Source organism: Variovorax sp. PEI5 (genome assembly GCF_056679935.1).
In genome coordinates this window covers 1,497,126-1,511,711 of record NZ_CM155257.1, presented here as the reverse complement: position 1 = coordinate 1,511,711, position 14,586 = coordinate 1,497,126, and the positions used below count along the sequence as shown (strand labels likewise).

Here is a 14,586-nt window from a genome sequence, read left to right as displayed (position 1 = left end):
TCGGTCTCGTTGATGGATGGGCGCACCGCCTCGATGGCCGGAGCTCGTCGTGACACACACACGTACTTCAGGAGGGGAACCTGATATTCATAGGGAAATTAGGAAAGTTATCGTCCTGGGATAACTTCGCTAAGGTGCCTACCTGTCTCGCGTGGGACCTCGATCCTCGACGTCCCTGAGGACGCCCGGTCGTCGCCTCAGCGCGGATTGCGCCGCGCCACCCAGTAGATCGCCCCTTCCGCCCCATAGCGCTCCGCATGCGGCGTGCCGTGCGGCAGCTCGAAGGTGTCGCCCGGCAGCAGGTGGCGCGTCTCGTCGCCGCAGGTCAGCCACATCTCGCCCTGGGTCACCACCGCGTCGGCATCGAAGGGGTGGGCATGGTGCTCGATGACGGCGTGGGGCTGCCACTCGCGCATCAGCGCCTCGTCGTAGCCGGCGGCCAGGGCCTCGGATTCGAAGACCTTGAAATCCGTACGGTTCATGCGCTTCATTTCGGCAGTTGCGCCAGGAAGGCCAGCAGGTGCTGGTTGAACTCCTTGGCGTGCGACACGTTGAAGCCATGCGGCGCGCCCTCGATCAGCGCCAGCGTGCTGCCGGTGATGGCTTCGTGGGTGCGCTTGCCGCTGACCTCGAAGGGCACGATGGCATCGCTGTCGCCGTGGATCACCAGGGTGGGCAGACCGTCGAACTTCTTCAGGTCCTCGCGGAAGTCGGTGCGGCCGAAGGCGGCGATGCAGTCGAGCGTGCCCTTGGGCGAGGCGCCCGAGGCGATGCGCACGGCGTACTGGCGCATCGGCTCGCTCACCTTCAGCTGGCCGTCGACGCCGAAGAAGTTCTTCGAGAAATCCTCCAGGAAGGCCAGCCGGTCGGTCTTCACGCCATCCTCGAACTGCGCGATCGTGGCGTCGTCGAGACCGCCATCGGGGTTGTCGGCGCTCTTGTAGAGGTAGGGTGGCACCGCGCCGGCGAATACCGCGCCGGCGATGCGCGCGGTGCCGTACTTGCCGACATAGCGCGCCACCTCGCCGCCGCCCATGGAGAAGCCGACCAGGGTGGCGCCGGTGATGTCGAGCTGCGTCAGCAGGGCGTCGAGGTCGGCGGCGAAGGTGTCGTAGTCGTAGCCCGACCAGGGCTGCGACGAGGCGCCGAAGCCGCGCCGGTCATAGGCGATGACGCGATGGCCGGCCTCGACCAGCGCGCCGACCTGCGCTTCCCACGAACGCCCGCTCAGCGGCCAGCCGTGGATCAGCACCACCGGGCGGCCATTGCCATGGTCCTCGTAGTGCAGTTCGATGGGTTCGCCCGTGGGGACGGCGATCTTCAGTCGGGGCATGGAATTTCTCCTTGGGGGATGGGTTGCGGGGCGGGGAAGGGAAGGGTGGCTGGGCGGATCAGGCGTGCGTCACGACGACGGCGCGCCTTCCTGCTTCATCGGATCGGCGCGCGAGAAGGCATCCAGTTCCTCGCAGGCGGCCATGATGCGCATCACCGTCGGGATGCCGTCGATCTCGATCCTGAAGACGCGCATCACGGCGATGACGCTGGCCAGGCAGATGTCGGCCATGCCGGGCGTGTCGCCATGGCAGAAGCGGCCGGTGCCGGGCTCGTCGACCAGGCGCTGCTCCAGCGCGCGCAGGCCGGTGCCGAACCACTGGATCTGCCAGGCGCGCCAGGCGGCATCGTCGAAGCCGCCGGTGGTGGTCAGGTACTTCTTGATGCGCGGCGTGATGAGCGGATGGGTATCGGCCGCGAGCAGCGCCGCGAGCGAACGCACGCGGGCGCGGCCATGGGCGTCGGTGGGCAGCAGCGGTGGTTCCGGGTAGGTCTCGTCGAGGAATTCGAGGATCGCCTGCGACTGCGTGAGCGGCGTCGACGGCTGGCCCGGACCATGGTCGATCAACGCCGGGATGGCGCCCATCGGGTTGATCTTCAGGAAGGCTTCGCTCCGGTGCTCGCCGGCATCGACGTCGACGTTGTGTTCGCGGGGCTTCACGCCCTTGAGGTTGAAGGCGACGCGCACGCGATAGGTGGCGGAGGTGCGCCAGTACGAATAGAGCTCGAAGCGGTCGGCATCGACGCCGGCGGGGGACGGAAGGGCCATGGGGTTTGTTTGGTTGGACGGGTGGGAGGGCTCGGAAGGCGCGAGACGCTGGCTGGGTCGAACGGATCGGAGGGATCGAAGGGGTTGGAGGGGTCGAAGGGGCGACGACACGCGCGACGGACGAAGCATGGCGCGTCCGCGTCCGTCACGGTGTCACAAGCGGTGTCGGCGCCGAGGCGTTTTTTCACCCGAGGCGACCGGCAAGGACACCTCCTCCCGCCTGTGAGTGGCCGTCGTCCTTCTCCCCGCGCTGCTGTGCGACGGCGAGCTCCACCGCGACAATCGTCGAGCGAGACACCGCCGCCGCCCGCCGGGCGGCGCGAGTCTCCGGGGCCGGACCTCAGTCCTCGGGCAGCCACACGCCGTCGGCGCGCAGGCGTTCGCGCAGGCGCACCGGGTCGATCCCGCGCATCGGCGTGTCGCCGGCATGGGCCGCCGCCGTGCCGGCCGCCTGGCCCATGGCGAAGCAGGCCCCGCTGGCCCGCGCGGCCGACTGGCCCTCGTGCGTCATCGAGGCGCAGCGGCCCGCCACCAGCAGGTTGTCGATGCCCCGCGGCACCAGCATGCGCCAGGGCAGTTCGTTGAAGGCGCGCTCCGGATCGCGCGGGAAGCGCCATTCCACGCCGCCATCGGTGTGCAGCTCCATCGGCCAGCCGTTGACGCCGATGGCATCGTCGAACCGCGCCGAGCCGACGATGTCGTCGCCGCAGAGGGCATACAGCCCGTCGATGCGGCGCGTCTCGCGGATGCCCACCTGCGGCGCGATCTCGACGATGCGCGCATCGGCGAAGCCGTCGACCCGTTCGCGCAGGAAGGCGAAGTAGTCGACGATCTGGCGCCGGCCCTCGACCTCGCCGGCGCTGAGCTCGCGCGCGTCGACGCCGTTCATGGCGTGGCCCTGCGCGTTCTTCAGCTGCGTGACGTTGGCGCGCCATTCGGTCGGCCGGATCTGCGGCCGCAGGATCGCGCCCTGGCGCGGGAAGCGGTAGCGCCCGGGATGCTCGCGCTGGGCGCGCTCCATGACGTCGTTGATGGCCTTGAACTCGCCCACCGCCGCCAGCGCCGCCTCGGCGTCGACATGGCCGACGCGGAACATGGTGGTCGGGAACAGCCCGCTGCCGTGACCGTCGCCGATCGCGTGCGGCACGCCGGCGAAGGCCGCCACGTCGGCATCGCCGGAGGCGTCGATGAAGACATTGGCGCGGATCGCCTGGCGGCCGGACTTGGTCTCCACCACCAGCGCCGTGAGGCGCGCGCCGTCCCGCAGCACCGCCGCCGCATGGGCGTGGAACAGCAGCTCCACGCCGGCGTCGAGCAGCAGCGCATCGGCGGCGCACTTGTAGGCCGAGGTGTCGTAGGAGCGCACGCGGATGCGGCCCTGCATGCCGTCCTGCGGATGGTTCAGGCCGCCCAGCGCCTCCAGGCGCTCGAACAGCTCGTCGACCACGCCATGCACCACCTGGCGCATCTCGCCCTGATGGCGGGCGTACAGGCCGGCGAAGTTGGTCACGCCGCCGGCGGTGCCCATGCCGCCGAGGAAGCCATAGCGCTCCACCAGCAGCGTGCGCGCGCCATGGCGCGCCGCGCTGGCGGCGGCGGCCAGCCCGGCCGGACCGCCCCCGACGACGACCACGTCGTAGTCGCCGAAGACGGGGAGCAGGCGGGCGGGTTCCTGGAGGTGGGAGGGGGTCATGGAGAGGTCGGTGGCGCTCAGGGTGAAAGGCATTGATCGGCGGGGCGACCCACGCCATGCCAAGGCGATATTCGTGATTCGCGAATTGCGAATGTCTTTGATGGATGGCTGTTTTGCAACCCGTCGTCGGCTACCAGTCTCACTGCAGCGTGATCCCCCGCGTCTGGATGATCCGGCCCATGATCGCCGCCTCCTCCTGCACGCGCGCGCGCATGCCCTCGGGGGAGGTGCCGACCGGCTGCCAGCCACGTTCGAAGAACTGCTGGCGCACCTCGGGATTCTTCATGATGACGGCGATCTCGCGCGTGATGCGGGCCTTGGCGGCGGGGGACAGGCTGGCGGGGCCGAGCAGGGCGGTCCACACCTCCAGATTGAAGTCGCGCACGCCCAGGTCGGTCAGGGGCGGGTACTCGGGCGCCAGGGTGCTGCGGCCGCTGGTCAGGCCGATGGCCCGCAGCTTGCCGGCCCTGACCTGCGGGATGGCGATGGCCGGCGGCACCAGGGCCAGCTGCACCTGGCCGCCGATCATGGCCGTCACCACCTGCGGATTGCCGGCATAGGGCACATGCTGGGCATCCATGCCGCTCACGCGGTTCTTCAGCAGCTCCATGCCCAGGTGGCCGACCGAGCCGACGCCCACCGAGCCATAGTTCCACTTCGCGCCCGAGGCGCGGGCGGCGGCCACGAAGTCCTTGCCGGCCGGAACGTCGTTGGCGGCCACCAGCACCAGCGGCGCGGTGGCGATCAGCGACAGCTCGCTGAAGTCCCGGGCCGGGTCGTAGGGCAGCTTGGGGTAGAGCATCTTCGACGACGTCAGGTTGCCGTTGATGACGATGCCCAGGGTGTGGTCGTCGGTGGCCTTGGCCACGGTGTCGGCCGCGATGTTGCCGGAGGCGCCCGGCTTGTTGTCCACCACCACCGGCTGGCCCAGCGCCCGGGACAGCGGCTCGGCCAGCACGCGGGCGGCGATGTCGGGCGTGGAGCCGCCGGGAAAGCCCACCAGCAGCCGCACCGGGCGGGTCGGCCAGGCGGCATCGGATTGGGCGAGGGCCGGCGCGGCCAGGGCGACGAGGGCGGCGGCGAGCACGCTCCGGCGGGCGAGGGAGGAGAGAGGAAGGTTCATGCGGCGTCGTGGTGGTCGGGGAGGGGAGTCTGGATCGATGGAAAGGTCGAGAACGAAGTCGAGGCCGGGAACAGGGCCGTCGGCGCCTCCGGGACAGGCCGGGCGCGCCGGCATCCATCGTAGAGAAGCCCGGGACCTCGAACGGACAAATCGCGGATGTCTTTTGACATTTGGATACAAAGGATATCCTCGGTTCTTGTGAACCCCTCGACGCCCTACCTGCCGACCGGCCACGATCCCTGGATCGTCGCGGCGTCGCTTCTCATCGCGACCCTGGCGGCCTATGTCGCCATGGACCTGGCACAGCGCGTGCGCCGCTCCGACGACCGCCTCGACGTGGTCTGGTGGGCGGTCGGCTCGGTCGCCATGGGCACCGGCATCTGGGCGATGCATTTCGTCGGCATGCTGGGTTTCTCGCTGCCGATCCGGCTGGGCTTCGCCGGCAACCTGACCCTGGCCTCGTGGGCCGTGGCGGTGGTCGCCTCCAGCATCGCGCTGTGGGTCGCGAGCCAGCCGGACTTCAACCTCCGCCGGCTGGTCGTCGCCTCCCTGATGATGGGAGCGGGCATCTGCGCCATGCACTACGTGGGCATGGCCGCGCTCGACATGGCGCCGGGCATCGTCTGGGACTGGGGCACGGTGGCGCTGTCGGCGGCGATCGCGGTCGGCGCGTCGGCGGCGGCGATGAGCATCTTCGCGCTGATCCGGCGCCAGGGCGAGCGGCGCTTCGGCATCCAGCTGTCCGCCGCGCTGCTGATGGGCGTGGCGATCTGCGGCATGCACTACACCGGCATGGCGGCGGCGAGCTTCCCGGTCGGCTCGGTCTGCCGCAGCGCCGACGCCCTGAGCGGCTCCGGCCTCACGGGCCTGGTGGTGGTGGCCTCGCTGCTGCTGCTGGGCGGCACGCTGTTCACCTCGCTGCTGGAGGCGCGCCTGCAGATCGTGGCGCGGCGCCTGTCGAGCTCGCTGGAGGAGTCCAACCAGCGCCTGCAGGCGGCCAACGAGGAACTCTCGCGGCGCGCCTTCACCGACGCGCTCACCGGCCTGCCCAACCGGGTGCTGTTCGAGGACCGCCTGAACCACGCGCTGCGGCGCATGGCGCGCGCCAACCAGCTGCAGATCGAGGAGCGCATCGCCGTGCTCTTCATCGACCTCGACGGCTTCAAGCCGGTCAACGATTCGTTCGGCCACATCGCCGGCGACCACATCCTGGTGGCCACGGCCGAGCGCCTGCTGGCCCTCCGACGCGAGGGCGACACCGTGGCGCGCATCGGCGGCGACGAGTTCCTGGTGCTGCTCGAGGACATCAAGGACGAGGCCGAGTGCGCGCAGCTGGCCAATGCCATCCTGGCGACCCTGTCGCAGCCCTTCGAGGTGCTCGACAAGCAGGTCCAGATCGCCTGCTCGATCGGCATCGTGATCCATCCGCTGGAGGGCGAGGCCGACAAGCTGATCGCCAACGCCGATGCCGCCATGTATGCCGCCAAGCGCACCGGCGGCAGCAACTACGCGATCTTCGAGTCCTACATGGGGGCCGATGCCGACAACCAGCTCGAACTCCAGAGCGACCTGCGCCGCGCGGTCGACCTGGGGCAGTTCGAGCTGCACTACCAGCCCAAGATCGACGGTGCCACCGGCCGGGTCGACAGCGTGGAGGCGCTGGTGCGCTGGAACCACCCGGAGCGCGGCCTGCTCGCGCCGGTGCATTTCATCGGGCTGGCCGAGCGCTTCGGCGTCATCGTGAGACTGGGCGACTGGATCATCGACGAGGCCTGCCGCCAGATCGCGGCCTGGCGCGCGGAAGGCCTCCATCTGAACGTGGCGGTCAACCTGTCGGTGCTGCAGTTGCGCGAGAGCGGCCTGGCGCAGCGCATCGAGGAATCCCTGCGGCGCCACGACGTGCCGGCCTCGCGCCTGATGTGCGAGATCACCGAGTCGGTCGCGATGGAGGACATCGCGGCCACCCAGCGCACCTTCAAGGGCCTGGAGAACCTCGGCGTCTTCCTGTCGATCGACGATTTCGGCACCGGCTATTCGAGCCTGAGCTACCTGCGCCAGCTGCCGGCGCGCCAGCTCAAGATCGACCGCAGCTTCGTCTCCGACCTGGAGACCCGGGCCGACTCGCGGCCGGTGGTCGAGGCGGTGATCCGGCTGGCGCACGCGCTCGGCCTGCGCGTCGTGGCCGAGGGCGTCGAGCTGCAGACGCAGCACGACATCCTGGCCGGCATGGGCTGCGACGAGTTCCAGGGCTTCCTGTACGCGCGGCCGATGAAGGCACACGACATGGCGAGCTGGTCGCTCGATCCGGCCCATCGCAACGCGCTGCCGCCGCCGCCGGCGCTGGCCCTGGCGGCACCCGAAGCCGTCGCTCAGGTGTGAGGCGTCGTCCCGGGCGCCAGCGGCGCCGCGGGAGAGGCTGGCGCGTCCGAGGGCGCACCGCGCTGGGCCAGCCAGAAGGCCGGCAGTGCCAGCAGGGCCGCGCCGGCCAGGCACATGAAGGCCAGGCCGAAGCGGCCCTGGGCGCCGACGATGACATTGGCGATGCCCGGGCTCAGCGCCGCGCCGACGCCCTGCAGCGTCATGACGAAGCCCAGCGCGGTGTTGAAGCGGCCGCTGCCGCGCGTGTAGCGCTGCACCAGCAGCGGCGCGGCGACGCCCATGATGCCGGCGGCGATGCCGTCGAGCACCTGCACCGGGATGTTGTTCCACTGGCTGGCGAAGGCATAGGCCAGCGCGCCGCGCACGGGCAGTACCAGGATCGCCGCGTAGACGAACCAGGCGATGTCGAAGCGCTGGCTGCGCGACACCCACAATGCCACCGGGATCATGGTGAGCTGCGCCACCACGATGGCGATGCCGGTCCACAGCAGGGGCGCCGAGTCGGCCACGGTGGCCGCCAGGCGCTGGTTGATCAGCGGCAGCATGGCGGCGTTGCCGAGGTGGAAGAAGGCCAGCGTCAGCGCGAACATCAGCAGCGGGCGGTTCCTCAGCAGCGCGCCGATGCGCTCGTGGCCCTGGGCGTCGGTGGCCCGCGGCGCCGGTGGCGGGTCCTGCGGCTCGTCGCCGCGCGCGGCCTCGTGGTCGATGTCGGCGGCGCGGATGGTGCGCACCGCCAGCAGGGCGCCGAATGTCATCGCGCCCATCACGGCCAGCATCCAGGGCGCGCCGAACAGGTGCGCGACCGTGCCGGCGCCGACGGCCGAGATCATGTTGCCGGCATGGCTGAAGGCCTCGTTGCGGCCGGTCTGGTGCTTGAAGCCCTGCGCGCGCGCCAGGCCCAGCGTCAATGCCGCCAGCGCGGCGGTGAGCAGGGCGCCGGCGGCGCCGGTGACGATCTGCGAGGCGATCAGCAGCGGCGCCGACAGGGTGGTGAAGGCCAGCGCGCTGGCCGCCAGGATGGCGATGCCGGAGATCGCCGTCATGGCGCGCTTGGCGACCGAGCGATCGACCCAGGCGCCGGCGAATGGCGTCATGGCGACGGCGGCCAGGCCGCCGGCGGTCATGGTGTAGCCGATCAGGTCCTGGCGGACCTGGTGCTCCTGCAGGTAGGTCGCGAGGAACGGACCGAGCCCGTCGCGCACGTCGGCCATGAAGAAGGCCAGCAGCGTGAGCGCCAGCAGGGACGAGGATCGGTCGCGCATGGCGGAGCTCCGTCAGAGCCGGGGAGCGATCACGTGGCCGTTGGCGCGATGCGCCTCGATCGCGCGGCCGCCACCGGTGGCCAGCGGGCGGGACGGACCCTCGGCCTCCAGCATGTCGCCGCCCTTCAGGCCCAGCCGCTCGAAGCCCTCGGGCCGGGTGTGCACGAAATCGCCGCTGTCGAGCAGCACGCCGTTGGGCGTGCCGTGGCGGGTGTGGTTGAAGCCGACGACCCGGCCCGAGACGGTGGCCGATGCCGGCGCCACCCGGGGCGGCTGGCCGTCGACCGACACCAGGCGCTCGAACTGGTAGACCGTGTGCGGTGGCTCGCCGCGTGGCGAGGGGCCGGCATCGATGCCTTCGAGCACCAGCGCCTGGCCGGGCCGCAGCGTGGCCAGCAGTCCGGCCGTCGCATCGTCGTGCGCGTCGGTGACGAACTGCGTGGCGATGCCATCGGTGTCGATCAGCACGCCTTCGATGGCGCCCTTGGGGCTGTAGACCAGCTGCTGGAAGACGCCCTCGACGGACCAGACGTCGACGGTGCCGGCGGCCTCGTCATCGGGCGCGTCGGAGGGTTCCGGAGTGGTGCTGGGATCGGTGAGTCGGGACATGGGAGCTTTCGAAAATAAGAGGAAGTGAGGGGAAAGGGCGGAGACGGGACGCGGCCGGATCTGGCGGGCAGGTTCGCCTCAGGAGCCGGTCGGTGGCGCGACGGGTGCCGCCGGCGCGCCCGGACGACCCGGCGCGCCGGATGCGCCCGGAGCGCCTGGTGCGCCCGGCCGACCCCCCGCGCCCGGTCCACCCGGCGCGCGGCCCGGGCCGGCGAAGACCTCGCGCAGGTCGGCCGCCGTGGCGCCGATGGCGGTGGCCTCGAAGGCGCCGCCCTGCGGGCCGCGGCTGCCCCAGCCCTTGGCGGCGACGGTGGCGCCCGGCTGCAGCAGGGCCGCCTGGGCGATGCCGACGTGCGGCGGGAACCGCACGATCAGGCCGTCCTCCAGGATCACGCCATTGACATCGCCCCGGTCGGTGCGCAGCTGACGCGCGATCCGGCCGCTGCCGCTCATGGCGGTGAGCGCGCCGGGTTCGCGCGGTGCCGGCGGCCGGGCATCGGCGGCGGGCGGCGTGTCGCTCAGGCTGCGGCTGCTGGCCGTCGCCGTCAGGCTCGATGCGCGCACCACCTGGGCGTCGGGCGCGCGCCAGCCGGTCACGCGCACGCCATCGCCCGGCTGGAGCAGTCGCTGCGCCGAGGCCGACAGGTGCGGCGGGAAGGCGACCTGCGTGCCATCGGCCAGCAGCAGGCCGTCGACCTCGCCATTGGGATTGACCAGCCAGCGTTGCACGCGGCCGGTGAGCACCGGCATCGCGGCGCCGATGCTGGCATCGGCCACCGGCGGAGGCGGAGGCGCGGCGCGGCCCGGGCCCGCAGCGGCGATCGGCGGGGGCGGGGCCAGCCGGGTCGAAGGCATCGGTGATGTGGCGGGCCTCGACGATGGCGCGGCCGACGACGCGGGCGGCGTGTCGGGCGTGGGCGCATCGGCGAAGGCCTGCTGGGCCAGGGTGCCGGCGCCGAGCAGGAGCAGGGCCGCGAGGGCGGCGGGGCGGAGGGATGGTCGCATGGTGAAACTCCTTGTGATGAGACGTACTTGACGCTCTCACGCTTCGTGCCAGCTCGCGGGTCCTTGTGAATCAACGACTTGCGTGATTCCGAGGGGCGCCTGTGCATGAAACCCGGACAGCCGGGCGTCCGCTTTCCGGACACCCGCGCCACCTGCCGCCGCCCGCTGTCCGCCGCCTCAGCCCATCCGCAGCCACACCGCCGAGGCCGCGCACACCAGCAGGAACGGGATGCTGATGCGGTGGAACTCGCGCAGTCCATGCGGCAGTCGCGCCAGGCGCAGCGCGATCAGGTTGGCCAGCGAACCCAGCACGCAGCCGAAGCCGCCGACCGTCACGCCCGCCGCCAGCGCCGGCAGGTCGCGCACCGGGCCGTCGAGCAGGATCGCGGCCGGCACGTTGCTGATGACCTGCGAGGCGGCGATGGCGGCCAGGTAGGCGCGCCAGCCCTCGGCGATCGGCCACTGGTGCAGCAGCGTGGCGACGACCGGCAGCTCGCCGAGCTGGCGCAGGTCGACGAACATCAGCGCGATGATCGCCAGCAGCGCCCAGTCGACGCCGCGCAGCACGCGCGGATGGAACAGCAGGAAGGCGCCGAACACCACGCCCAGCCCGGCCAGCAGCCAGTGGCGGTCGAGCGCGACCACGAAGAGCACGAACAGTGCGCCCGCCAGCATCAGCAGCCGGGGCTGCACGGCCGCCGGCGCGGCGCTCGCGCGCAGGGTCACCGGCGTCTTGGGCACCAGCCACCAGGTGGCGGCGAAGAGCCAGAACAGGATGATCGCCACGGTCGGCGCCATCATCCCCATGAAACCGACGAAGCTCTCGCCCGAGCGGTGCCAGAGATAGAGGTTCTGCGGATTGCCGATCGGCGTCAGGGCCGAGCCGGCATTCACCGCCAGCGCCTCCAGCACCACCAGCCGGGCCAGCGGCAGGTGCGCCTGGGTGGCCAGCACGCGCGTCAGCGGCACCAGCAGGAACAGGCTGACATCGTTGGTGACCAGGGCCGAGAGCAGCGCCGCCGCCGCCACCAGCAGCAGCGCCAGGCCGCGCAGGTGGGTGGTGCGCGCGAGCAGGCGCTGGGCGGTCGCCTGCAGCATGCCGCTCTTCTCCACGCCCTGCGTGATCGCCAGCAGCCCGGCCAGCGCGCCGACGGTCTGCCAGTCGACCAGCTTCACGTAGTCCAGCGGCGCGCGCGGGCGCAGCACGGCGAAGGCCACCGCCACCGCCAGCAGCACCCACAGCAGGCCGTTGCCACCGGTCGGCGCATCGCCGTCGTCGTCGGTGGCGGGGGAGGAGGAAGTGGCGGCGGAGTCGGTCATGAAGAGAAAGGAGAGACGAGAAGCGAAGGGAAGGGAAGGCAGGCGGCGGCGCGGCGTCATTCGAGCCCGTACTGGGCGATCTTGCGATACAGCAGCTGGCGATGGATGCCCAGGCGCCGCGCGGCCTCGGCGCGGTTGCCCTGGGTGCGGGCCAGCGCATCGGCGATCAGCAGGCGCTCCAGGCGCTCGACCGTGGCCGGCAGTTCACCGCCGAGCCAGTCGGCCGGCAGCCCGGCCTCGCCCCAGCCGTCCGATGCCGGCATCGACGCGGCGGCGATGTCGTCGAAGGGCAGGTCGGCGATGCCGATCACGGCCTGGCGCACCAGCGCGTGGCAGCGTTCCATGACGTTGCGCAGCTCGCGCACGTTGCCCGGCCAGTCGTGGCGCTCGAGCCGCCGCAGCGCCGCTTCCGAGAGCGACTTCGGCGCGCCCGGCGCCGCCGCGCGGCGCAGGAAGTGCGTGGCCAGCGCCACGATGTCGTCGCGCCGTTCGCGCAGCGGCGGCACCCGGATCGACAGCACGTCGAGCCGGTAGAACAGGTCCTGGCGGAAGCGTCCCTCGCGCACGGCGACGGCCAGGTCGCGGTGCGTGGCCGCGACCACCCGGACGTCGACCTTCACGGTGCGATGGCTGCCCAGCGGCGTCACCTCGCCTTCCTGCAGCGCGCGCAGGATCTTGGCCTGCACGTCCAGCGCCATGTCGCCGATCTCGTCGAGCAGCAGCACGCCGCCATCGGCGGCGCGGAAGCAGCCGTCGCGCTCGCCGGTGGCGCCGGTGAAGGCGCCGCGCACGTGGCCGAACAGCTCGCTCTCCAGCAGTTCCCGGGGGATGGCCGAGCAGTTGATCGCCACGAAGGGCGCGCCGGCGCGCTCCGAATGGCGATGCAGGGCGCGCGCCACCATCTCCTTGCCGGTGCCGGTCTCGCCCAGCACCAGCACCGGCGCCGTGCTGGCCGCGGCCAGGCCGATGCGCTTGTGGACCTCGCGCATCGCCGCGCTCGGGCCGATCAGCTCGTCGGGCGCGGCATCGGCCTCGGCGCCATCGGCGCGTCCCTCCGGCGCGTCGGCCACGCCGGTCTCCACGCGCAGGGCGCGCGCCAGCACCTCGATCACGGCATCGCGGCGGATCGGCTTGGCCAGGTGGTCGAAGGCGCCCAGGCGCATCGCCTCGATGGTGTTGCCACCGCTCGCATAGGCCGTCAGCACGATCACCGGCGGCAGGCGCGCCAGCGTGGAGCGCAGCGCCGACAGCGTCTGCAGGCCGTCCAGCCCGGGCATGCGGTGGTCGAGGAAGATGGCGTCGAAGCGCGCGCCGCCGCCGCGCAGCAGGTCCAGCGCGGCCTGGCCGCCGGCGGCCTCGACCGTGGCGTGGCCCAGGCCCTGCAGGGTCTCGGCCAGGGTCTCGCGGAAGGCGGTGTCGTCGTCGACGATCAGCAGGCGCGCCATGGCAGCTCCAGTTCGAATCGGGTGCCGCGCTCGAGCGCGACGTGGCGCAGGTCGCCGCCATGGGCCAGCGCGACCTCGCGCGCCAGCGCCAGGCCCAGGCCGGTGCCATCGGCGCGGCCGGTGGCGAAGGGCTCGAACAGCCGCGCGCGCATCGCCTCGTCCACGCCGGCGCCGGTGTCGTCGACACGCAGCCGCAGCGGCCCCGACGGACGCCGCGCCGCGCCGTCGGCATCGGCGGCATGGGCGGCGGGAGTGGTGGCGGTGGCATCGGCGTCGCGCAGCGCGGCCAGCGTGACGCGGCCGCCGCGCGGCGTGTGGCGCACCGCGTTGTCCAGCAGGTTGTCGATGGCGCGCGCGACATGCACCGGATCGAACGGCGCCGAGGCCGGGCCGTCGTGGCGCACCGCGAGCTCGACGCCGGCCTCGGCCGCGCGGGTCGCGATCGTCGCCATCCGCTCGTCGAGCCAGGCCGGCAGGGCGACCTCGCGCGGCGCCAGCACCAGCGGCTGCACCAGGCCCAGCAGACTCTGCACCAGGCCTTCGAGGCGGTCGATCTGGCCGACGATGGCGCGCAGCGCATCGGGCTGGCGCGCCGACGGGCCGGCCAGGGCGTTCTCGGCCTTCAGCCGCATGGCGGCGATCGGATTGCGGATCTCGTGGGCGATGCCGCCGGTCATGCGCCCGAGCGCGGCCAGGCGCTGGTCGCGACTGCGCTGGCGGGCCGCCTCGCGCAAGGTCGCGCGCGCCTCCTCGAAGCGCAGGCGATAGCGGTTGAAGCCGTCGACGATGCGGTCGAGTTCGCGCACGCCGGTCGCCTCCAGCACCGGCACCACGTCGCCCTCGGCCTGGGCCAGGCGCGCCTCGAGCCGCTGCACGTGGCGCAATCCGCGCCGCAGGATCAGGCCCGGCCAGAGGCCCGAGGCGACCACCGCCACCATCAGCGCGACCACGCCGGCGCGCACGCTGCCCTGCGCGTCGAGCGCACCGGCATGGATGCGCGTCATGGTCCAGGCGGCCAGGTCTGCGCCCGGCGCGGCCAGCGGGCAGGCGGCGACGATCAGGGCCTCGCGGCTGCCGCGCACCACGTCGCTGCGCGTCTGCTGCGTGCGCGCGGCCTGCCGGGCGGTCTCGACAATCAGTGGCTGCTCGGCCGCCGGGATGTCGAGCTTGACGCCGCCGCCCTCGTAGGTCGGATAGGCATAGGCCAGCATGCCGGCATCGGCGCGCCAGACGCCGCCCTCGACCTGCGGCGCCTCCAGCAGCACCAGCTGCAGCAGCACCTGCAGCAGGTCCAGGCGCGGCTGGGCCGGCGTCTCGGCCGGCAGCGAGCGCACATAGCGCGTGGCGATGTCGCGGCAGGCGCGCTCGGCCGTCGCGCGTCCGCCGTCGATCTGCACGCCGACGCTGCTGCGATAGAGCGTGATCATGACGATGGCCAGCGCCACGCAGACGCCCAGCAGGAGCAGCCAGAAGAAGACCAGTTGGCCGCGCAGGGATCTCATGGGACAGGGGGCCGGTGAGGCTTTCTTGTAGGTGTTGTCGTGCCATCGCGGCGCGGCGCGAGGCCGCTGGCCGGGGGAGGCGGACGATAGCCGAAGCCGCCGGGGCCGGGTCGTCAGCCGCCACCCCGGCGGCGCCGCCGAACTCCG

General features: G+C 72.1%; 12 protein-coding genes. 1 reads left to right on the top strand and 11 read right to left on the bottom strand.

Translation table 11 applies throughout. The features are described 5' to 3' along the window. Positions 1-197 precede the first annotated feature (197 nt). From AC1MLT_RS06895 to AC1MLT_RS06875, 5 genes are all read right to left on the bottom strand, one after another. The gene (locus AC1MLT_RS06895) at positions 198-482 is read right to left on the bottom strand and encodes a cupin domain-containing protein (RefSeq protein WP_481034613.1); all 285 of its coding nucleotides are present in this window, start codon (positions 480-482) and stop codon (positions 198-200) included. A 5-nt stretch (positions 483-487) separates the two neighbouring features. Beyond that, complete coding sequence (locus AC1MLT_RS06890; protein WP_481034611.1) at positions 488-1,333, bottom strand: alpha/beta fold hydrolase; 846 nt, start codon at positions 1,331-1,333, stop codon at positions 488-490. Positions 1,334-1,402: 69 nt separating this feature from the next. Continuing rightward, a complete protein-coding gene (maiA, locus tag AC1MLT_RS06885) occupies positions 1,403-2,101 on the bottom strand; it encodes a maleylacetoacetate isomerase (protein ID WP_481034609.1) in 699 nt (232 codons plus the stop codon). 340 nt (positions 2,102-2,441) lie between these two features. Continuing rightward, positions 2,442-3,794 (bottom strand): FAD-dependent oxidoreductase, encoded by a 1,353-nt coding sequence (locus tag AC1MLT_RS06880; protein ID WP_481034607.1) that lies wholly within the window; start codon positions 3,792-3,794, stop codon positions 2,442-2,444. Between the two features lie 139 nt (positions 3,795-3,933). Further along, positions 3,934-4,917, bottom strand: a complete 984-nt coding sequence (locus AC1MLT_RS06875) for a Bug family tripartite tricarboxylate transporter substrate binding protein (RefSeq protein ID WP_481034606.1) — start codon at positions 4,915-4,917, stop codon at positions 3,934-3,936. Positions 4,918-5,115: 198 nt separating this feature from the next. On the opposite strand from AC1MLT_RS06875, the gene AC1MLT_RS06870 reads away from it, so the two are divergent. Beyond that, positions 5,116-7,296 carry a putative bifunctional diguanylate cyclase/phosphodiesterase gene (locus AC1MLT_RS06870; protein WP_481034605.1) on the top strand — a complete coding sequence of 727 codons (2,181 nt, stop codon included), beginning with the start codon at positions 5,116-5,118 and terminating at the stop codon, positions 7,294-7,296. Here AC1MLT_RS06870 and AC1MLT_RS06865 read toward each other — a convergent pair. The 6 genes from AC1MLT_RS06865 to AC1MLT_RS06840 form a co-directional block, all read right to left on the bottom strand. Then, on the bottom strand, positions 7,287-8,558 hold the full coding sequence (locus AC1MLT_RS06865) for an MFS transporter (protein ID WP_481034603.1): 1,272 nt from the start codon (positions 8,556-8,558) through the stop codon (positions 7,287-7,289). The genes AC1MLT_RS06870 and AC1MLT_RS06865 overlap by 10 nt on opposite strands. Positions 8,559-8,570: 12 nt before the next feature. After that, positions 8,571-9,167, bottom strand: a complete 597-nt coding sequence (locus AC1MLT_RS06860) for a hypothetical protein (RefSeq protein WP_481034601.1) — start codon at positions 9,165-9,167, stop codon at positions 8,571-8,573. Between the two features lie 78 nt (positions 9,168-9,245). Beyond that, entirely contained in the window at positions 9,246-10,172 is a 927-nt protein-coding gene (locus AC1MLT_RS06855; RefSeq protein WP_481034600.1) for a hypothetical protein, read from the bottom strand. Positions 10,173-10,349: 177 nt separating this feature from the next. Then, positions 10,350-11,492, bottom strand: a complete 1,143-nt coding sequence (locus tag AC1MLT_RS06850; RefSeq protein WP_481034599.1) for an SLC13 family permease — start codon at positions 11,490-11,492, stop codon at positions 10,350-10,352. 56 nt (positions 11,493-11,548) lie between these two features. Further along, positions 11,549-12,937 carry a sigma-54-dependent transcriptional regulator gene (locus tag AC1MLT_RS06845; protein ID WP_481034598.1) on the bottom strand — a complete coding sequence of 463 codons (1,389 nt, stop codon included), beginning with the start codon at positions 12,935-12,937 and terminating at the stop codon, positions 11,549-11,551. Next, complete coding sequence (locus tag AC1MLT_RS06840) at positions 12,922-14,439, bottom strand: sensor histidine kinase (RefSeq protein WP_481034597.1); 1,518 nt, start codon at positions 14,437-14,439, stop codon at positions 12,922-12,924. The genes AC1MLT_RS06845 and AC1MLT_RS06840 overlap by 16 nt, the downstream gene beginning before the upstream one ends. Between the last annotated feature and the right edge of the window lie 147 nt (positions 14,440-14,586).